The following is a 17,503-nucleotide window of genomic DNA, read 5'->3' as shown; positions in this document are numbered from 1 at the left end:
CCGCCATGAATCGCATCCCGCAATCGGAATTCGCCCAGCGGCGCCAGGCGCTGATGGCGGTAATGGACCCCAACAGCATTGCCATCCTGCCGGCCGCCCCGGCACAGATGCGCAACAGCGATGTGGAACACACCTATCGCCAGGACAGCGATTTCCAGTACCTGTCCGGCTTCCCTGAGCCCGAAGCGGTGATCGTGCTGATTCCCGGCCGCGAGCACGGCGAGTACGTGCTGTTCTGCCGCGAGCGCGATCCGGAGCGCGAACTGTGGGATGGCCTGCGCGCCGGACAGGAAGGCGCGGTGCGCGATTATCATGCCGACGACGCGTTTCCCATCAGCGATCTCGATGACATCCTGCCCGGCCTGATCGAAGGCCGCGAGCGGGTTTACTACGCCATCGGTCGCGACGCCGAGTTCGATCATCGGCTCATGGAATGGATCAACATAATCCGCGCCAAAGCCCGCCAGGGCGCCCAGCCGCCCAGCGAATTCGTCGCCATTGATCACTTGCTGCATGACCTGCGCCTGCGCAAGTCGGCTAACGAGATTGCGATCATGCAGACCGCCGCGGCGATTTCCGCCCGCGCCCACGTTCGCGCCATCCAGGCCAGCCGCGACGGGTTATGCGAGTACCACCTGGAAGCCGAGCTGGACTACGAATTTCGCCGCGGCGGCGCGCGTCTGCCGGCGTACGGCAGCATCGTCGCTTCCGGCCGCAACGCCTGCATCCTGCACTACCGCGAGAACGACGCACCGCTCAAGGATGGCGACCTGGTGCTGATCGACGCCGGCTGTGAAATCGACTGCTACGCCAGCGACATCACCCGTACCTTCCCGGTCAGCGGCACCTTCTCGCCGGAACAGAAAGCCATCTACGAACTGGTGCTGGAAGCCAACCTGGAAGCCTTCAACCACATCGGCCCCGGCAAGCGCTGGAACGACGCTCACGAAGCGACCGTGCGCGTCATCACTGCCGGTCTGGTGAAGCTCGGCCTGCTGCAGGGCGAGGTGGACGAGCTGATCGCCCGCGAGGCCTATAAACCGTTCTACATGCACCGCGCCGGCCACTGGCTGGGTCTGGATGTACACGATGTCGGCGACTACAAGGTCAATGGCCACTGGCGCCAGCTGGAACCTGGCATGTGCATGACCGTCGAGCCGGGCATCTATATCGCGGTGGACAACCAGAACGTCGAGGCGAAATGGCGCGGCATCGGCGTGCGCATCGAAGATGATGTGGTAGTGACCGAGACCGGCTGCGAAATTCTCACCGGCGGCGTGCCGAAAAGCGTTGCCGAGATCGAAGCCCTGATGGCCGCTGCGCGCGCACAGGTGGCGTGATGGCCCGTACGCAGCTGGCGATCATCGGCGGCGGCCTGGTGGGCGCCAGCCTGGCCTTGGCCCTGCAAGACAGCGCCCGAGCACGGGGCTGGCAAATCATCCTGATCGAGCCCTTTGCCCCCGGCAATCCCTACCAGCCCAGTTATGACGCACGCAGCTCGGCGCTGGCGTACGGCAGCCGGCTCATCTACGAACGACTCGGTGTCTGGACGAGCATTGCGCCCCGGGCCGAGCCGATTCTGCATATCCATGTCTCCGAACAGGGCCGCTTTGGCGCCACGCGCATGCATGCCGGCGACGAAGGCGTGCCGGCCCTGGGTTATGTCGTGGAGAACGCCTGGCTCGGCCAATGCCTGTGGCAGGCGCTGGATCATGACGTGGTGAAATGGCGCTGCCCCGCGGAAGTACGCGACCTGCAACCGCTCACCGACGGCTATCGGCTGATGCTCAATGACGACACCACACTGGACTGCGACCTGGCGGTGCTCGCCGATGGTGGCCGCTCTGGATTGCGTGAACGCCTGGGCATTCAAGTCAACCGCCGCCCGTACGGGCAGAGCGCGCTGATCACCAATATCTCCCCGACCCTGCCCCATGGCGGCGAAGCCTTCGAGCGTTTCACCGCGCAAGGCCCCATGGCCCTCCTGCCGATGTCGGAAAATCGCTGCGCGCTGATCTGGACGCGTACCGGTGAGCACGCCGAACGCCTGCAAAACCTGCCAGATGAGCAGTTTCTGGCCGAGTTGCAGGATGCGTTTGGCTATCGTCTGGGCGCGCTGCGCCAGGTCGGTGCGCGGCACTTGTATCCGCTGGCGCTGATCGAAGCTCAGGAACAGGTGCGCGCCAACCTTGCTGTGCTCGGCAATGCCGTGCACAGCCTGCACCCGATTGCCGGCCAGGGTTTCAACCTGTCGCTGCGCGATGCCCTGGCCCTGGCTGAATGCTTGCAGGAAAGCGACGCACCGCTGGGTGACCTGGCCACGCTGCAAACCTACCGCGAACGCCAGCGCCCAGACCAGGACATGACCATTGGCTTTTCCGACAAGTTGACTCGCCTGTTCGTCAAGAATTCCACTCTGCTCGGCCACACCCGGCACCTCGGCCTGCTGGGACTGGACCTGCTGCCGCCGGTCAAGAGTTGGTTCGCCCGCCAGGCCATGGGCTTGGGTACCCGCTCGCTGTGATTCCGGATTAAAACGCAATGAATGCAAAAAAACTGGCCCGCAAGGCGCGCCTGCTGCGCTGGCTGCTTAACTGTTACCCGCCCTACCTAGGTGCAGGTATTCGCGTCTGGCAGATCAGCGCAGACTTTCGCCAGGCGCGGGTAAAGATGGGCCTGAGTTGGTACAACCGCAACTATGTGCGCACCCAGTTCGGCGGCTCGCTGTACAGCATGACCGACCCGTTCTACATGCTGCTGATCATGGAAAGTCTCGGCCGCGACTACATTGTCTGGGACAAGGCCGCGCACATCGATTTCATTGCACCGGGCAAGGGCACGGTGTACGCGGACTTCAGCATCGACGAGACATTGCTCGACGAAATACGCCAGCGCACCGCTGGTGGTGACAAATACCTGCCCGAGTTGCAGGTCGAGGTGCGTGACGCGCAGGGAACGCTTGTCGCGCGCGTTCACAAGACGCTTTATATCCGGCTCAAGCCGCAGTTGCGGCCGGCCGCCTAAGGAATGGACATGCAAGTGGATCTGATCATTGTGGGCGCCGGTATGGTTGGCAGCGCCCTGGCCTTGGCGCTGCGCGACAGCGGCTTGAATACCTTGCTGGTTGACGGCGGGCCGCTGCAGGTCAAACCCTTTGCAACCGATGCACCCTTCGAGCCACGGGTCAGCGCGCTGTCGATGGCCAGTCAGCGTTTGCTGGAACGCCTGGGCGCCTGGGAAGGCATTCGCGCGCGGCGCTGCAGCCCCTATCGCGACATGCGGGTGTGGGATGCCTCCGGCACCGGGCAGATCCACTTTTCCGCTGCCAGCGTGCATGCCGAGGTGCTCGGCCATATCGTCGAGAACCGCGTGGTGCAGGACGCGCTGCTTGAGCAACTGCACAGCAGCGATGTTCAGCTACTGGGCGACGCGCGCGTCGAGCAGCTGCGGCGTACCGAACACGGCTGGCTGCTGACCCTGGGCGATGGTCGCGAGCTGCGCACGCCCTTGTTGATTGCCGCCGATGGCGCCAATTCCGCAGTGCGCCGCCTGGCCGGCTGTGAAACCCGCGAATGGGATTACCTGCACCATGCCGTCGTCACCAGCGTGCGCTGCAGCAAAGACCATGACCTGACCGCCTGGCAACGCTTCACCGACGACGGTCCGCTGGCTTTCCTGCCACTGGATCGCCAGGGCGACAAACACTGGTGCTCGATCGTCTGGTCCTGCACGCCAAGCGAAGCCGGCCGCGTGATGGGGCTGGATGACGAGGCGTTTCGCGCCACCCTCGGCGCTGCCTTTGAGCACCAGTTGGGCACAGTGCTGGAAGCCGACCCACGGGTGTGCATTCCGCTGCGCCAGCGCCACGCCAAGCGCTACATCGAACCGGGCCTGGCACTGATTGGCGATGCGGCGCACGTCATCCATCCGCTGGCCGGACAAGGCGTCAACCTTGGCTTTCTTGACGCCGCTGTGCTGGCTGAAGTGCTGCTGCATGCCCAACAACGCGGCGAAACCCTGGCCGACAAGCGCGTGCTCAGCCGTTTCGAGCGCCGCCGCATGCCCTATAACCTGGCGATGATGGCGTCCATGGAAGGCTTTGAGCGGCTATTCCAGGCCGACCAGCCGACCCTGCGCTGGCTGCGCAATGTCGGGTTACGCCTGGTCGATCGTCATGAGCAGGCCAAGGCGCTGTTCGTGCGCCAGGCGCTGGGGCTGAGCGGGGATCTGCCGGAGCTGGCCAGACCCTGAAGCCTGCGCGCGGAGCTACCAGCTGAGCAGATCGGCACCAAAGGTGAACATGAACCCCGCCGTGCCGAGCAAGGCGACCTGCGCATTGGCACCCATCATCTGATAGCCCAACGCAGGGATGGCGCCCAACCCTACGCCTTTGCGGTTAACCGGAATTTTGTTTTCGTACTCACCGGTGTACCCCAGCAGTGGACCGGCGGTCAGCTTGACGTACAGGTTGGGACTGACCGCATCAAACGTCCATTGCTTCCCTGCGTAGAAATACTGGCTGGGCTGGTCGAATGAATTGTCGAACAAAACACCACCAAACACCCATTGCGATGGCACCTTGTACTCAATACCAATCAGGTTCGGCGTGTTGTTGTGCTCCGGATTGTGTTCCCAATGATAGACGTAGGGTGCGTATTGGATCCCCAGGGTATGCGTCTCCGGCTGGCTGGCGGCAAACGTCAGGCCACAGACCAATGCGCTGGCACAGGCGATCAGGGGTTGGAAAGCTTTCACAAAAGGACTTCTCTAAAGCGGAATTGAGCGACTGCAGCCTCGACGAATGAGGCACGCGCGAGGGCGCGCACCTTAACGCGCAGTTGCGACCCATGCAAAACAACATGTTGCGCTGCTCCACCGCACAAAAGCCTGCGGCTAAATGCTGCGTTGTGAACTCAAGTGATAGTCACTATCATTTGCTTTCCCAACTTCCCCAGCAAGAGGCAGTTTTTTCATGCAGGTCAGCAAAATGTTGCTCGCCGCCCTGGCGCTCGGTGTCTGCGCCGGGCAGGCCCAGGCCGCCGATGAAGTGGTCGTCTACTCCTCGCGGATCGACGAATTGATCAAGCCGGTGTTTGATGCCTATACCGCCAAGACCGGAGTCAAGGTCAAGTTCATCACCGACAAGGAAGCGCCACTGATGGCACGCATCAAGGCCGAGGGCGACAATACCCCGGCTGACCTGCTGCTCACCGTGGACGCCGGCAATCTCTGGCAAGCCGAGCAGATGGGCATTCTTCAGCCCATGAAATCCGCTGTGGTCGACGCCAATATTCCTTCGCAATACCGCTCTTCAACCGGTGCCTGGACTGGTCTGTCGCTGCGCGCGCGCACCATCGTCTACTCCACCGAGCGGGTCCAACCAGAAGAGCTCAGCACCTACGAGGCACTGGCTGACAAGAATTGGGAAGGCCGCCTCTGCCTGCGGACCAGCAAGAAGGTGTACAACCAGTCGCTGACCGCCACTCTGCTGGAAACCCACGGTCCCCAGAAAACCGAAGAAGTCCTCAAAGGCTGGGTCAATAATCTGGCCACCGATGTGTTTGCCGACGACAACTCGGTCATCAATGCAGTAAACGCCGGCCAGTGCGATGTGGGTATCGTCAACACCTACTATTTCGGGCGCTTGCATAGGCAGAACCCTGATCTCAAGGTCAAGCTGTTCTGGCCAAACCAGGCTGACCGCGGTGTGCACGTCAACCTTTCCGGCATCGGCCTGACCAAGTACGCACCCAACCCGCAAGCTGCGCAGAAGCTGGTGGAATGGATGACCGGCGAAGAAGCCCAGGCGATTTTCGCCGGCGCCAACCAGGAATTCCCGGCCAACCCCAAGGCTCCGGTTTCCGAGGAAGTGGCTGCCTGGGGCTCGTTCAAGGCTGACAGCATTCCAGTCGAAGTGGCCGGCAAGCGCCAGGCCGAAGCCATCAAGTTGATGGACCGGGTAGGCTGGAATTAAGCGCCAGGCTGTCGGGCTAAACACAGCCGCCAGCCACCTCTAGCTGCTTTATACTGCGCGCCCCGGCATCGTCCGGGGCGCCTGCATTTCGACGGACCCTTTCCCGCAGTAAGGAGTTTGCGTGGCCCACCCGATTCAGCGCCGCTGGTACCCCATTGCCTTTGGTGTCGCAGCGCTGGTGTTGCTGCCCTTGAGCGTGCTGCTGTTCAGCTGGCATGACATCGACGCCGAGATCTGGTCGCACCTGTGGGAAACCCAGATGACCCGCCTGATCGGCAATACCCTGATCCTGGTGCTGGGCGTCGGCCTTGGCGTCACCGTGCTGGGCGTCAGCCTGGCCTGGCTGACTTCGCTGTGCGAATTCCCTGGACGCAAGTGGTTGGACTGGGCGCTGATGCTGCCCTTCGCGATTCCCGCCTACGTGCTGGCCTTCGTATTCATCGGCCTGTTCGATTTTTCCGGACCGATCCAGAGCCTGGCCCGCGACTGGTTCGGCAGCGGCATTCGCTTTCCACCCGTGCGTTCCACCGGCGGGGTCATCGTGGTGCTGGTGCTGGTGTTCTATCCCTACGTTTATCTGCTGGCCCGCTCGGCATTTCTCGCCCAGGGCAAGGGCCTGATGGAGGCTGCGCGCGTACTGGGCCAGACGCCCTGGCAGGCGTTTTGGCGCGTTGCCCTGCCGATGGCCTGGCCGGCCATCGGCGCAGGGCTGGCGCTGGCGATCATGGAAACCCTGGCCGATTTCGGCGCCGTCTCAGTGTTCAATTTTGACACCTTCACCACGGCCATTTACAAGACCTGGTACGGCTTCTACAGCCTGACCGGCGCCACCCAACTGGCCAGCTTGTTGCTGCTGGCGGTGCTGCTGGTGTTGTACGGCGAACGCCGCGCCCGCGGCGCCAGCCGACCCGCCAACGAGCGCCCGCGGGGCAAGGCGCTTTATGAATTGCGTGGCTGGAAGGCCGCACTGGCCACTGGCTGGTGCGGTTTGGTGCTGCTCTGCGCCTTCGTGATTCCCCTGCTGCAGCTGCTGGTGTGGTTCTGGCAGCGCGGGCGTTTCGATCTGGATGAGCGCTACGCTGACTTGATCCTGCACACCCTGTATCTGGGCGGCATGGCCGCACTGATTTGCGTCGCCGTGGCGCTGCTGCTGGCCTTCGCCCGCCGCCAGGCGCCCACCGGTGCGATTCGTTCGGCGGTGGGCCTGGCCAACGTCGGCTACGCCCTGCCCGGCGCGGTATTGGCGGTGTCGATCATGCTCGCCTTCAGCTACCTGGACCGTCATCTGGTCGTGCCGCTGTCGGGCTGGCTGGGCGGCGCTGGCAAGCCGATCCTGCTGGGTAGCCTTGCCGCACTGCTGGTCGCCTACCTGATCCGCTTTCTTACCGTGGCCTATGGCCCTCTGGAAAGCAGCCTGGCGCGCATTCGTCCGTCTTTGCCGGAAGCCTCGCGCAGCCTCGGCGTTGGTGGGCCGGCGCTGTTTTTCAAGGTCTACCTGCCGTTGCTGCTGCCCGGCGTGCTGAGCGCCGCCTTGTTGGTGTTCGTCGACGTCCTCAAGGAGATGCCGGCGACCCTGCTGATGCGCCCCTTCGGCTGGGACACCTTGGCCGTGCGCGTCTTCGAGATGACCAGCGAAGGCGAGTGGGCACGCGCCGCGCTGCCTTCGTTGACCCTGGTACTGGTCGGACTGTTGCCGGTGATCCTGCTGATTCGCCGCTCGGCACGGCGTTAACACCCCACAACTGAAAACGCCACCGCGTGCGCTTATGCAGGCGGTGACGTCAAGAGGAACCATGACACAACTGCAACATCTCGGCCTGGCCCTGTTCGTGCTCTTCACCTTCGGATTCGCCCTGGGCTATACACAGGATTGCCCGGACGGCTCCACGGTGGAAACCTTCATGCTCGATGGCGTGGCGGCGAAGCTGGTCGGGCGCGACCTGTGCACGCCATGACAACCACCTGCTGAATCGACATTTTTTCGGCGGGCACAAAAAAACCCGCCGAAGCGGGTTTTCAGTTACTTACGGACGCACCGTAAATAGGTAAGTGGCGCACCAGGCGGGATTCGAACCCACGACCCCTGCCTTCGGAGGGCAGTACTCTATCCAGCTGAGCTACTGGTGCGTTGCGGGGCGCCATGATACGCATCTCCCCCCTGGGCGTCCACGGGGGAATGCTTTTCACGCGGTGCCGGATAGCGGCACGAGAATCACAGTTCATTGATGAATCAGAGGAAGGAAGTTGATGTCGGGCAGTATCAAGGTCTGGGATGCGCCGTTGCGCCTGTTTCACTGGTTATTCGCCGGCAGTGTCAGTGGGGCGATCGCCACCGGTTGGCTGGGCGGCAACCTGATGATCTGGCATGGCCGCTTGGGATTGCTGGTGTTCGGCCTGCTGGTATTCCGTCTGCTGTGGGGCATCTGCGGCTCGACCTATGCGCGCTGGTCACGAATCGTCAGCGCACCACTACGCCTACCAGCTTATCTGCGCGGAGAATGGCGCCACGCCGGGCACAGCCCGCTGGGTTCGCTGTCGGTACTTGCCCTGCTTGGGCTGGTGGGCTTTCAGGTGGTCAGCGGGCTGGTCGCCAACGATGACATCGCCTTCCAGGGACCGCTCTATCGCTTGGTGGACAGTGACACCAGCGCCTGGCTGACCGGGCTGCACCGCGAGGCCAAGTGGTGGCTGCTCGGCCTGACCGGCCTGCACGTGCTGGCCATCGCCTACTACAGCCTGATTCGCAAACGGCCGCTGGTGCGCGCGATGATTTCCGGTCGCAGCCAACGAACCTCTGCCGAGCAGCAGGAAGCACAAGGCGGCGCGCCCTGGCTGGCAGCCGTTACGCTGGTCTGTGCTGTGATGGTGGTCTGGGCCGTAGATTCGGCCGCCGGCTGGCTGGCCCCGCCGCCGCCAAAAACCGCACCGGTGATGCTCGACTGGTAACGACACGGCCGGCGTAAGCCGGCCGCCGCTGCGCTTACTTGGCGCGGAACTGGTCGTGGCAAGCCTTGCAGCTCTGCCCGACTTTGCCGAACGCGGCCTTGATGCTCGCCTGGTTGTCGCCTTGCGCAACGCTGGCCAGTTGATTAGCGGCTTCAGCGAAGTTTTTGCCCACCTTGCCCGCTTCTTCCAAGTTCTCGAAGAAGGCAGCTTTCAAGCGCGTCTGCTCGCCGAATTGCTCACGGGTGGTCTGCGGGCTGTACAGGGCACCCATGCCGGAGTTGGCAATGGCGGCGATGGTCTGCGCGGCGGCCGAAACTTGAGCCTGGTTGTACGGCACGCTGCCATCGATGACCTGCGCCTTGATCTTCCCCATGTTCCAGGACATGAACTGGTAACCGGCCTGGCGGATTTCGACCTGCTCCTCAGGTTTGAGCTGCGCCTGGCTGGCCAGACTGGTCATCAGCAGCGCGGCGCTCAGGCCACCCATCAACAATGCTTTCACGGTATCTCCTTTCAGATGTTATCCACAGCCCGGGGCGCAGCAGGCGCCGCCGGAGGCGAGGGATAATAAGGTTTGCCGGTCGAAAGCGTCTATTCGCTACTGTCTAGCCAACGGCTCAGCCCGCAAGGCCGCTGGTAAAACGCAACGGTACGGCCGTGATGTTCTGCAGGTCCGAGGCCGTCATGCCATCGACCAGTTCGATGACCTCGACACCCTGGTTGTCGATCTCGAACGTCGCGTATTCGGTGTAGACGCGGCTCACGCAGCCCAGGCCGGTCAGTGGATAACTGCAGGTCGGCAGCAGCTTGCTCTGGCCGTTTCGATCCAGATGCTCCATGACCACGAAGACCCGCTTGGCGCCGATGGCTAGGTCCATCGCGCCGCCAACGCCGGGAATCGCATCGGGCTTGCCGGTGTGCCAGTTGGCCAGATCGCCGCGCTCAGACACCTGAAAGGCACCCAGCACGCAGATGTCGATGTGCCCGCCGCGCATCATGCCGAAGGAGTCCGCGTGATGGAAAAACACCGTGCCGGGCTGGATCTGAATAGCTTCTTTGCCGGCGTTGATCATGTCCCAATCCTCTTCGCCGGCCGGCGCGGCCTGCCAGCGGCCCAGCACACCGTTTTCGCTGTGCAGAAAAATGTCCTTGTCACGCGGCAAATGGTTGGCGATCAGCGTCGGCAGGCCGATGCCGAGGTTTACATAGGCGCCTTCGGGAATGTCGCGTGCGACCCGTGCGGCGATCTGGTTGCGAATGTCGATGCTCACGATAAAGACTCCAGGGTTAGCGGCAGACCAGGCTCTTGACGAAGATACCGGGGGTGACCACGGCTTCCGGGTCCAGCTCGCCCAGCTCGCACACCCGGCCCACCGAAGCAATGGTGTGACGGGCAGCCATGGCCATCACAGGACCAAAGTTGCGGGCGGTTTTGCGATACACCAGGTTGCCCCAGCGGTCGCCGACTTCTGCCTTGATCACGGCGTAGTCCACATGGATCGGGTATTCGAGCACGTACTGGCGGCCGTTGATCTCCCGGGTTTCCTTGCCCTCGGCGAGCAAGGTGCCGTAGCCGGTGGGCGTATAGAAGGCGCCGATGCCGGTGCCGGCGGCACGTAGGCGCTCGGCAAGGTTGCCCTGGGGCACCAGCTCAAGCTCGATCTTGCCGGCGCGATAGAGTTCTTCGAATACGTAGGAATGGCTCATGCGGGGAAACGAGCAGAGGATCTTCCTCACCCGGCCAGCCTTGAGGAGCGCGGCAATGCCGACATCGCCGTTGCCCGCGTTGTTGCTGACCAGCGTCAGTTCGCGGGCACCGTGCTCGATCAGCGCATCAATCAAATCTTCGGGCTGTCCGGCCCCACCAAAACCGCCAATGGCGATGGTTGCACCGTCCTCGATGCAGGCCACCGCATCGGCGGCACTGCCCAGCAGTTTGTCGATCATGGATAAAAACCGTCACCAAGTTAGAAATGACTCACAAAGGCGCAAACCCAGGCCACAGGACTTCTGAAGTCCACGCCTTCGCAAGATGACCGCGTTTCAGGACTTCAGACAAAGGCCTGGATGGCAGCAAGGAACTCGCCCGGCTTCTCGACGTTGCCGATATGCGCAGCGCCCTGAACCGCGATGAGGCGAGCATTGGGAATGCCATTGGCGAGTTCTTGCATGACCGCCACCGGGGTGGACAGGTCTTCCGTGCCTGCGATGGCCAGCGTCGGGCAGTTGATGCGGCCCAGGTCGGCGCGGGCATCGAAACGGGAAACCGTCTCGCAGACAGCGGCATAGCCTTCGGCATCAAGGGTGAGCATTTCATCCAGCAGCGTGCGGGCGAACGGGCTGGTTTCCATGAAGCCCGGCGTGTACCAGCGCCCCTTGGTCGGCTCGAGCAGCCAGGCCATGCCTTCGTTGCGTACCTTGGCGGCGCGGTCCAGCCAGACCTGGGCATCACCGAACTTGGCCGCGGTACAGCACAGCACCAGCTTTTCCACCCGTTGCGGGTAATCAATGGCCAATTGCTGCCCGATGGCGCCGCCCAGGGAAAGCCCAACGTAGCTGAACGTCTGGATATCCAGGTGATCGAGGATTTCGATCACGTCGGCGGCCAGCTGCTTGACCTCCAGGCCCGCGCTGGACAGGTGTTGCGACTGGCCATGACCACGGGTATCGAAGGTAATGACCTGATACTGTTCAGCCAGGGCGCCGACAATGTTGTCCCACATCGCCGACGAGGTTCCCAGTGAACTGCCCATGACCAAGGTCTTTTGCTTATTTTTGCCGTGAACGGTGTAGTGCAGCATGATTAACCCCTTTTTATTCTGTGAATGGGCTGAATGAGCGTGGCATTGATTGTTGAGGCACACTTCTTTTCGTTCAAATACTTTTTCGATATGCCATTCATAGCGGGAGAATGTCAGTAATGGAATTCCGACTGCTTAGATCATTTCTTGTCGTTGCCGAAGAATTGAATATCGGCAAAGCGGCCAAACGCCTGCATATCGCCCAACCGCCGTTATCCAAACAAATCCAGCAATTGGAAGCCGAACTGGATGTCCAGTTATTCGATCGATTACCCAAAGGGGTAAAATTGACACCCGCCGGTGAACAATTGGTTCGCGAGGGAAAGAAAATTCGCCTGGCTGTCGAACAGGCCGTCGCTGTGGTGAACAAAGCGGCCAATGGCAGCCACGGTTTATTGTTTTGCGGCTTCTCCGGCGCACTGCCCACCAGCGTACTGCCGGGCATGATTCGTTCGATTCACCGTTTCTATCCGGGTATCGACATGCGCATCACCCGGCGCGCCAACTCGTCGCAGGTGCTGGAAAGCGTGCTCAGCGGCGAGATCGATGCGGGTCTGGTGCTATTACCCATCAACTGCGTGGGGCTCAGCACGCAAATCATCAGCAGTCACCGGCTGGTCGCAGTATTGCCGGCCGAGCATGCTCTGGCTGGACAACCAAGCATCGCCCTCAAGGATTTGCAGAACGAGGCGTTCATCAGCAACAAGCCTTATGAGGGTTCGGTCATCCGCGAAGTGTTCATGGCGGCCTGCGTCGAAGCCGGCTTCAACCCGAAGATCGTGCAGGAGGCAGAAGACACCTATTCCATTCTGATGATGGTGGCGGCAGGCCTCGGCGTGGCGGTGTCGCTGGAAGGGGTCGACGTCATCAATAGCCGGGAGGTTGTCTACGTCCCCCTCAACGACGTGCCTCGCTCGGTGGAGATGGCGGTTGTCTGGCGCGAAGAAAACCCCTCGCAATTACTGCACAACGCCATTAACTCGTTGAATTTCTGATAAGCAGAGGGGGAATATAAATTCCCCCTCTTTAATTATCAGCTCAATGCAGATGGATGTTTCGCCAGCGCAGTAACTTCCATTTCCATATAAGGGAAGAGCGGGAAGTTGGAAAGAATCTGATGCAGCTCATCCGTCGATTCAACGTCGAAGATGCTGACATTGGAGAATTTGCCTACTACTCGCCAGATATGCGGGAACTTGCCATTCTTCATGAACTTCTGGCCGTATTCGCGTTCGCGCGCAATGATGTCCGCCCATACAGCCGGATCAATATCGTGGGGTTTCTTGACCGTCATCTGAACCATGAACAGCATATTAATTACCTCTTTTTGTTAGTTGTTTACGTTTTTAATGATGGCGGCCAGGCCTTGCCCGCCGCCGATGCATAGAGTGGCCAAACCGTAGCGGGCCCCGCTGCGCACCAGCTCAGCCGTCAAACTGCTGACCAGGCGCGCGCCGGTGGCACCGATCGGGTGGCCGAGGGAAATCCCCGAACCGTTGACATTGAGTCGAGCGGCATCGTCCGGGCCCAGCTCCAGCAGGCGTGTGCACGCCAAGACCTGGGCGGCAAAGGCCTCATTGAGCTCGATCAGGTCCATGTCATGCAGACGCAAGCCCGTGCGCGCCAACACCTTGCGGGTCGCCGGTACCGGGCCGATACCCATGGTGTCGCTGGGTACGCCAGCCACCGCCCAGTCGAGCAGCTCCGCCCGTGGCTTGAGATTGAGCCGCTCGACCATGCGGGCGCTGGCGAGTATGCAGAAGCAGGCGGCATCGTTCTGCCCCGAGGAGTTGCCGGCGGTAACCGTGGCCTGCGGATCTTCGGCCGAGAGGATCGGCCTGAGGCTGGCCAGCTTTTCCAGGGTGCTGTCGGCACGCGGATGTTCGTCTTCGGTGATCAGCCTGTCCTTGACGCGGATCGGCACGATCTCGTCGGCGAACTTGCCGGCCGCTGCGGCCCGGGTGGCGCGCAAATGGCTTTGCAGGGCCAGTTCATCCTGCTCCTGGCGGCTGATGGCGAATTCCCGGCGCAGGTTTTCCGCCGTCTGAATCATGCCACCGGGCAGTGGACGACGCTGGCCACCGGCATACATGCGTCCGTACTTGAGCGAGTCGCGCAGGGTGATTTCGCCGTGGCCGCCCCAGCGCGCGCTGGTGGTATAGAACGGTGCCTGACTCATCGATTCAGTGCCGCCGGCAATGACCAGGTCGGCCTGGCCGCTCTGGATCAACATGTAGCCTTCGATGATCGCCTGCAAGCCAGATCCGCAACGGCGGTCGACCTGGTAGCCGCAGACGCTGTCCGGCAGGCCGGCATCAAGGATCAGAGCACGGGCGATGTTGGGTGCTTCGGAGGTTCCGTAGCCCTGACCGACGATCACCTCGTCGATCAGCTCACCGGGAATGCCCGACTTGTCCACTAGATGAGTCAGCGTGCGGATACCCAGCTCCAGGGCACTGAGGTTCTTGAACACGCCACCGAAGCGCCCGATGGGCGTCCTGGCGGAGTCGCAGATGAAGACGGGTTGAGCGGTTCTCATGGCTGCAGATCTCGCTTAAACGCTGGGCTGAACGGCCGGCTTGGCGGCACGGTCGCTGTAAAAACCCGCCAGGACTACGCACAGGCCGACCAGGGTGATGGCGGCAACGTAGTAGCCGGGAGATACATTGCTGCCGGTCTGGGCGACCAGGGTGGTGGCGATGTAGGGCGCGGTGCCGCCAAGCAGGGCGTAGGCCAGGTTGTAGGACAGCGCGCTGGCGGTGTAGCGGATGCGCACCGGGAACAACTCCACCATCAACAGCGGCGTGAGCGTGGAAATAATTCCGATGGAGAAACCGTACAGGCTCAGCCCGATGATCGCGGTGCTCAACTCGCCGGTGCTCAGCATGTTGAAGGCCGGCATCACCAGCGCCGCCATCAACAGCGCGGAGCCAATGGCGATCTTCTGAATGCCGAAGCGGTCGATGGCCCATCCGGCGACCAGGCAGGCGACACAGAACACGCTCAAAGCGACGATGAACGCGGTCAGTGCCTCGGCGCGGGCCATGCCAGCGTTATTGATCATGAAGGTGATCATGTAGCCGGTCAGCAGGTAGAAGCCGATGGCGTTCACCGCCGCCCAACCGAACATGATCACCATCTTCTTCTTGGCGTGCTTCACCGCCTCGACCAGCGGGGCATGCTGAACAGGTTTGCTCTGCTTCTGCATCTGCTGGAATTCAGGCGACTCTTCCACCCGGTTGCGCAGGTACAAGCCGACCAGACCCAGCGGTCCGGCAATGATGAACGGCACGCGCCAGCCCCAGTCATGCACCTGCTCGGGCGACAGCGCATAGGTCATCAGCAGACCGACACTGGCACCGCCAATGATGCCCAGCGCCGTGGCGATCGGGTTTACGCTGCCGAACAGCGCGCGTTTGCCCTTGGGCGCGTATTCGATAACGAAGGTGCTGGAACCAGAGTACTCGCCCCCCGCGGACAGTCCCTGGAACAGGCGCCAGATGATCAACAGGATCGGCGCCGCCAGCCCAATCGTGGAATACGCCGGGGTCAGCCCGATGGCCAGGGTCGCCAGGCTCATCATCAATACCGCAGCGCCCAAGGCCTTCTTGCGACCGCGTTTGTCGCCGTAGTGACCAAAGAGCACGCCGCCGATAGGACGAGCAAAGAAGCCCAGTGCGAACACCGCGAAGGTGGCCAGCAGGCCAGTGGTGGGATTGTCCGAAGGGAAGAAATGCAGGGCAATGATTGAAGCGAATTGAGCGTAAAGAACGAAGTCGAACCATTCGACGAAGTTGCCGATTCCGGCGGCGGTGACCGCTTTACGACGGGCGACAGCCAGTTCGTTGTTAGTCTTCATGTGCTTCTCCGCGACGAAAAACAGTGGTGTTCTTCGTCATCCCAGTTTTTTTGGATTTATGTGGGTTTTCAGTCGTGTCCTGCTCGCGTTGCGAACACGCTTGGATTTACATTCTGGGAAAATGACCGGCGAGTCTAATACTGATTCGGTATCCATCCGATACTGGCGGGGTATCGCCTGCAGCCAGGCGTGGGCCTTCACGCCGACATGGGTTTGCGCCGAAGGGCATTCACTGAGGAAAAGTCTGGACAGTGATGTTTATTTTCTCGAACAGACCATTGCCCTTCACCCCACAAGCTCCTAGGATTTGTTCAGTATTTCAAACAGACCGTTTTGAGCGAACGAGCGATAGCGAATGTGGGCGGCAGCCCCACAGACCGACCAGGAAGCGCGTTCCCCTCATTCAATCTTGCCGGCGCCGGGCGTTGGCACAGGAGGTTTCAATGCAGCTCAACGATCCCACTTTGTTTCGTCAGCAGGCCTATATCGATGGCGCCTGGCAGGATGCCGACAGCGGCCAGACGCTTCAGGTGACCAACCCCGCCACCAACGAGGTATTGGGTTCGGTGCCAAAAATGGGCGCTGCCGAGACGCGTCGCGCCATCGACGCCGCCAATCGTGCACTGCCGACCTGGCGCGCCCTGACCGCCAAGGAGCGCGCGCAGAAGCTGCGCCGCTGGCATGAACTGTTACTGGAAAACCAGGACGATCTGGGCCGGCTGATGACCCTGGAGCAGGGCAAGCCGCTGGCCGAGGCCAAGGGCGAGATCGCCTATGCCGCGTCGTTCCTGGAATGGTTCGCCGAGGAAGCCAAGCGCATCTACGGCGACACCATTCCCGGTCACCAGGCGGACAAGCGCATCATCGTCATCAAGCAGCCGATCGGCGTCACCGCGGCGATCACCCCCTGGAACTTCCCGGCGGCGATGATCACCCGCAAGGTTGGCCCAGCGCTGGCCGCTGGCTGCACCATGGTGCTCAAGCCGGCGTCGCAAACGCCCTTTTCGGCACTGGCGCTGGCCGAACTGGCCGAGCGTGCCGGGATTCCCAAGGGCGTGTTCAGCGTGGTCACCGGCTCGGCGGGCGAGATCGGCGGTGAGCTGACCAGCAACCCCATCGTGCGCAAGCTGAGCTTCACCGGCTCGACCGAGATCGGCCGGCAGCTGATGGCTGAGTGCGCCCAGGACATCAAGAAGCTGTCCCTGGAGCTGGGCGGCAACGCGCCCTTCATCGTCTTCGACGATGCCGACCTGGACAAGGCAGTGGAAGGGGCCATGGCTTCGAAATACCGCAACGCCGGGCAGACCTGCGTGTGCGCCAACCGCCTGTACATCCAGGACGGGGTGTATGACGCCTTTGTGGAAAAGCTCAAGGCCGCCGTGGCCACGCTGAAGATCGGCAACGGCCTCGACGAAGGCGTGACCACCGGCCCGCTGATCGATGACAAGGCGGTGGCCAAGGTCGAGGAACACATCGCCGATGCGCTGGGCCAGGGCGCCAAGATCGTCACCGGCGGTAAACCCCATGCGCTGGGCGGCAGCTTCTTCGAGCCGACCATTCTGGTGAACGTACCGAAAAGCGCGAAGATTTCCCGCGAGGAAACCTTTGGGCCGCTGGCGCCGCTGTTCCGCTTCAAGGACGAGAATGAGGTGATCGCCATGGCCAACGACACTGAATTCGGCCTGGCCTCGTATTTCTATGCGCGCGACCTGTCGCGGGTGTTCCGCGTCGCCGAAGCGCTGGAGTACGGCATGGTCGGTATCAACACCGGGCTGATCTCCAACGAGGTGGCGCCGTTCGGCGGCATCAAGGCCTCGGGTCTGGGCCGCGAGGGCTCCAAGTACGGTATCGAGGATTACCTGGAAATCAAATACCTGTGCCTGGGGCTGTAAAACCTGTTCAGCCAGTACCAACCCTGCTTTA

18 protein-coding genes and 1 tRNA gene are annotated in these 17,503 nt (G+C 61.9%); 10 read left to right on the top strand and 9 right to left on the bottom strand.

What is annotated here, in order from left to right; translation table 11 throughout:
• Positions 1 to 5: 5 nt before the first annotated feature.
• The 4 genes from pepP to ACTV8E_RS01130 are packed head-to-tail and all read left to right on the top strand — an operon-like array spanning position 6 to position 4,251.
• Entirely contained in the window at positions 6 to 1,340 is a 1,335-nt protein-coding gene (gene pepP / locus ACTV8E_RS01145; protein ID WP_443198202.1) for a Xaa-Pro aminopeptidase, read from the top strand.
• The gene (gene ubiH, locus ACTV8E_RS01140) at positions 1,340 to 2,524 is read left to right on the top strand and encodes a 2-octaprenyl-6-methoxyphenyl hydroxylase (RefSeq protein ID WP_443198201.1); all 1,185 of its coding nucleotides are present in this window, start codon (positions 1,340 to 1,342) and stop codon (positions 2,522 to 2,524) included. Before pepP ends, ubiH begins: the two co-directional genes overlap by 1 nt.
• Before the next feature lie 17 nt (positions 2,525 to 2,541).
• Positions 2,542 to 3,024, top strand: a complete 483-nt coding sequence (locus ACTV8E_RS01135) for a DUF4442 domain-containing protein (RefSeq protein WP_443198200.1) — start codon at positions 2,542 to 2,544, stop codon at positions 3,022 to 3,024.
• Between the two features lie 9 nt (positions 3,025 to 3,033).
• A complete protein-coding gene (locus ACTV8E_RS01130; protein WP_443198199.1) occupies positions 3,034 to 4,251 on the top strand; it encodes a 2-octaprenyl-3-methyl-6-methoxy-1,4-benzoquinol hydroxylase in 1,218 nt (405 codons plus the stop codon).
• A gap of 15 nt (positions 4,252 to 4,266) precedes the next feature.
• Here the strand turns inward: ACTV8E_RS01130 and ACTV8E_RS01125 are convergent, their stop codons facing one another.
• Entirely contained in the window at positions 4,267 to 4,755 is a 489-nt protein-coding gene (locus ACTV8E_RS01125) for a sn-glycerol-3-phosphate transporter (RefSeq protein ID WP_273538349.1), read from the bottom strand.
• Between the two features lie 217 nt (positions 4,756 to 4,972).
• Between ACTV8E_RS01125 and ACTV8E_RS01120 the strand changes: the two genes are divergently transcribed.
• From ACTV8E_RS01120 to ACTV8E_RS01110, 3 genes are all read left to right on the top strand, one after another.
• On the top strand, positions 4,973 to 5,974 hold the full coding sequence (locus tag ACTV8E_RS01120; RefSeq protein WP_251835598.1) for an extracellular solute-binding protein: 1,002 nt from the start codon (positions 4,973 to 4,975) through the stop codon (positions 5,972 to 5,974).
• Between the two features lie 121 nt (positions 5,975 to 6,095).
• Complete coding sequence (locus tag ACTV8E_RS01115; RefSeq protein ID WP_273538351.1) at positions 6,096 to 7,706, top strand: ABC transporter permease; 1,611 nt, start codon at positions 6,096 to 6,098, stop codon at positions 7,704 to 7,706.
• Positions 7,707 to 7,767: 61 nt separating this feature from the next.
• Complete coding sequence (locus tag ACTV8E_RS01110) at positions 7,768 to 7,929, top strand: hypothetical protein (RefSeq protein ID WP_443198198.1); 162 nt, start codon at positions 7,768 to 7,770, stop codon at positions 7,927 to 7,929.
• Between the two features lie 95 nt (positions 7,930 to 8,024).
• Here the strand turns inward: ACTV8E_RS01110 and ACTV8E_RS01105 are convergent.
• A tRNA-Arg gene (locus ACTV8E_RS01105) sits at positions 8,025 to 8,101 on the bottom strand.
• Positions 8,102 to 8,221: 120 nt separating this feature from the next.
• Here ACTV8E_RS01105 and ACTV8E_RS01100 point away from each other — a divergent pair.
• Positions 8,222 to 8,920, top strand: coding sequence for a cytochrome b/b6 domain-containing protein (locus tag ACTV8E_RS01100; protein ID WP_443198197.1), 699 nt, complete (start codon positions 8,222 to 8,224; stop codon positions 8,918 to 8,920).
• 34 nt (positions 8,921 to 8,954) lie between these two features.
• On the opposite strand, the gene ACTV8E_RS01095 is transcribed toward ACTV8E_RS01100, so the two are convergent.
• The 4 genes from ACTV8E_RS01095 to pcaD form a co-directional block, all read right to left on the bottom strand.
• Entirely contained in the window at positions 8,955 to 9,407 is a 453-nt protein-coding gene (locus tag ACTV8E_RS01095; RefSeq protein WP_273538651.1) for a c-type cytochrome, read from the bottom strand.
• A 130-nt stretch (positions 9,408 to 9,537) separates the two neighbouring features.
• On the bottom strand, positions 9,538 to 10,191 hold the full coding sequence (locus ACTV8E_RS01090; RefSeq protein WP_443198196.1) for a 3-oxoacid CoA-transferase subunit B: 654 nt from the start codon (positions 10,189 to 10,191) through the stop codon (positions 9,538 to 9,540).
• Between the two features lie 16 nt (positions 10,192 to 10,207).
• Complete coding sequence (locus ACTV8E_RS01085) at positions 10,208 to 10,867, bottom strand: 3-oxoacid CoA-transferase subunit A (RefSeq protein WP_443198195.1); 660 nt, start codon at positions 10,865 to 10,867, stop codon at positions 10,208 to 10,210.
• Positions 10,868 to 10,971: 104 nt separating this feature from the next.
• Positions 10,972 to 11,721, bottom strand: a complete 750-nt coding sequence (gene pcaD / locus ACTV8E_RS01080; RefSeq protein ID WP_251835569.1) for a 3-oxoadipate enol-lactonase — start codon at positions 11,719 to 11,721, stop codon at positions 10,972 to 10,974.
• A gap of 119 nt (positions 11,722 to 11,840) precedes the next feature.
• On the opposite strand from pcaD, the gene ACTV8E_RS01075 reads away from it, so the two are divergent.
• Positions 11,841 to 12,716 (top strand): LysR family transcriptional regulator, encoded by an 876-nt coding sequence (locus ACTV8E_RS01075; RefSeq protein WP_443198194.1) that lies wholly within the window; start codon positions 11,841 to 11,843, stop codon positions 12,714 to 12,716.
• Between the two features lie 38 nt (positions 12,717 to 12,754).
• On the opposite strand, the gene catC is transcribed toward ACTV8E_RS01075, so the two are convergent.
• From catC to ACTV8E_RS01060, 3 genes are read right to left on the bottom strand one after another with little or no spacing between them, the layout of a single operon-like run.
• Positions 12,755 to 13,033 (bottom strand): muconolactone Delta-isomerase, encoded by a 279-nt coding sequence (gene catC / locus ACTV8E_RS01070; protein WP_443198193.1) that lies wholly within the window; start codon positions 13,031 to 13,033, stop codon positions 12,755 to 12,757.
• Between the two features lie 18 nt (positions 13,034 to 13,051).
• Positions 13,052 to 14,260 (bottom strand): acetyl-CoA C-acetyltransferase, encoded by a 1,209-nt coding sequence (locus ACTV8E_RS01065; protein ID WP_443198192.1) that lies wholly within the window; start codon positions 14,258 to 14,260, stop codon positions 13,052 to 13,054.
• A gap of 15 nt (positions 14,261 to 14,275) precedes the next feature.
• Positions 14,276 to 15,580: an MFS transporter gene (locus ACTV8E_RS01060; RefSeq protein ID WP_443198191.1), complete on the bottom strand. Its 1,305-nt coding sequence runs from the start codon at positions 15,578 to 15,580 to the stop codon at positions 14,276 to 14,278.
• A gap of 443 nt (positions 15,581 to 16,023) precedes the next feature.
• Here ACTV8E_RS01060 and gabD point away from each other — a divergent pair, with 443 nt between their 5' ends.
• A complete protein-coding gene (gene gabD / locus ACTV8E_RS01055) occupies positions 16,024 to 17,472 on the top strand; it encodes an NADP-dependent succinate-semialdehyde dehydrogenase (protein WP_443198190.1) in 1,449 nt (482 codons plus the stop codon).
• Positions 17,473 to 17,503 lie beyond the last annotated feature (31 nt).

Source organism: Pseudomonas sp. B392_1p, assembly GCF_052245235.1.
Classification (GTDB): Bacteria; Pseudomonadota; Gammaproteobacteria; order Pseudomonadales; family Pseudomonadaceae; genus Serpens; species Serpens gallinarum.
Note: the sequence above shows the minus strand (reverse complement) of the source record. Positions and strands in the feature narration are given on the sequence as shown.

What these genes read in the sequence shown, in the direction of transcription:
- ACTV8E_RS01085 (WP_443198195.1), bottom strand. Translation starts at nt 10,867, where the DNA reads ATGATCGACAAACTGCTGGGCAGTGCCGCCGATGCGGTGGCCTGCATC.
- pepP (WP_443198202.1), top strand. Translation starts at nt 6, where the DNA reads ATGAATCGCATCCCGCAATCGGAATTCGCCCAGCGGCGCCAGGCGCTG.
- ACTV8E_RS01075 (WP_443198194.1), top strand. Translation starts at nt 11,841, where the DNA reads ATGGAATTCCGACTGCTTAGATCATTTCTTGTCGTTGCCGAAGAATTG.
- pcaD (WP_251835569.1), bottom strand. Translation starts at nt 11,721, where the DNA reads ATGCTGCACTACACCGTTCACGGCAAAAATAAGCAAAAGACCTTGGTC.
- gabD (WP_443198190.1), top strand. Translation starts at nt 16,024, where the DNA reads ATGCAGCTCAACGATCCCACTTTGTTTCGTCAGCAGGCCTATATCGAT.
- ACTV8E_RS01065 (WP_443198192.1), bottom strand. Translation starts at nt 14,260, where the DNA reads ATGAGAACCGCTCAACCCGTCTTCATCTGCGACTCCGCCAGGACGCCC.
- ubiH (WP_443198201.1), top strand. Translation starts at nt 1,340, where the DNA reads ATGGCCCGTACGCAGCTGGCGATCATCGGCGGCGGCCTGGTGGGCGCC.
- ACTV8E_RS01095 (WP_273538651.1), bottom strand. Translation starts at nt 9,407, where the DNA reads ATGGGTGGCCTGAGCGCCGCGCTGCTGATGACCAGTCTGGCCAGCCAG.
- ACTV8E_RS01060 (WP_443198191.1), bottom strand. Translation starts at nt 15,580, where the DNA reads ATGAAGACTAACAACGAACTGGCTGTCGCCCGTCGTAAAGCGGTCACC.
- catC (WP_443198193.1), bottom strand. Translation starts at nt 13,033, where the DNA reads ATGCTGTTCATGGTTCAGATGACGGTCAAGAAACCCCACGATATTGAT.
- ACTV8E_RS01135 (WP_443198200.1), top strand. Translation starts at nt 2,542, where the DNA reads ATGAATGCAAAAAAACTGGCCCGCAAGGCGCGCCTGCTGCGCTGGCTG.
- ACTV8E_RS01100 (WP_443198197.1), top strand. Translation starts at nt 8,222, where the DNA reads ATGTCGGGCAGTATCAAGGTCTGGGATGCGCCGTTGCGCCTGTTTCAC.
- ACTV8E_RS01110 (WP_443198198.1), top strand. Translation starts at nt 7,768, where the DNA reads ATGACACAACTGCAACATCTCGGCCTGGCCCTGTTCGTGCTCTTCACC.
- ACTV8E_RS01130 (WP_443198199.1), top strand. Translation starts at nt 3,034, where the DNA reads ATGCAAGTGGATCTGATCATTGTGGGCGCCGGTATGGTTGGCAGCGCC.
- ACTV8E_RS01120 (WP_251835598.1), top strand. Translation starts at nt 4,973, where the DNA reads ATGCAGGTCAGCAAAATGTTGCTCGCCGCCCTGGCGCTCGGTGTCTGC.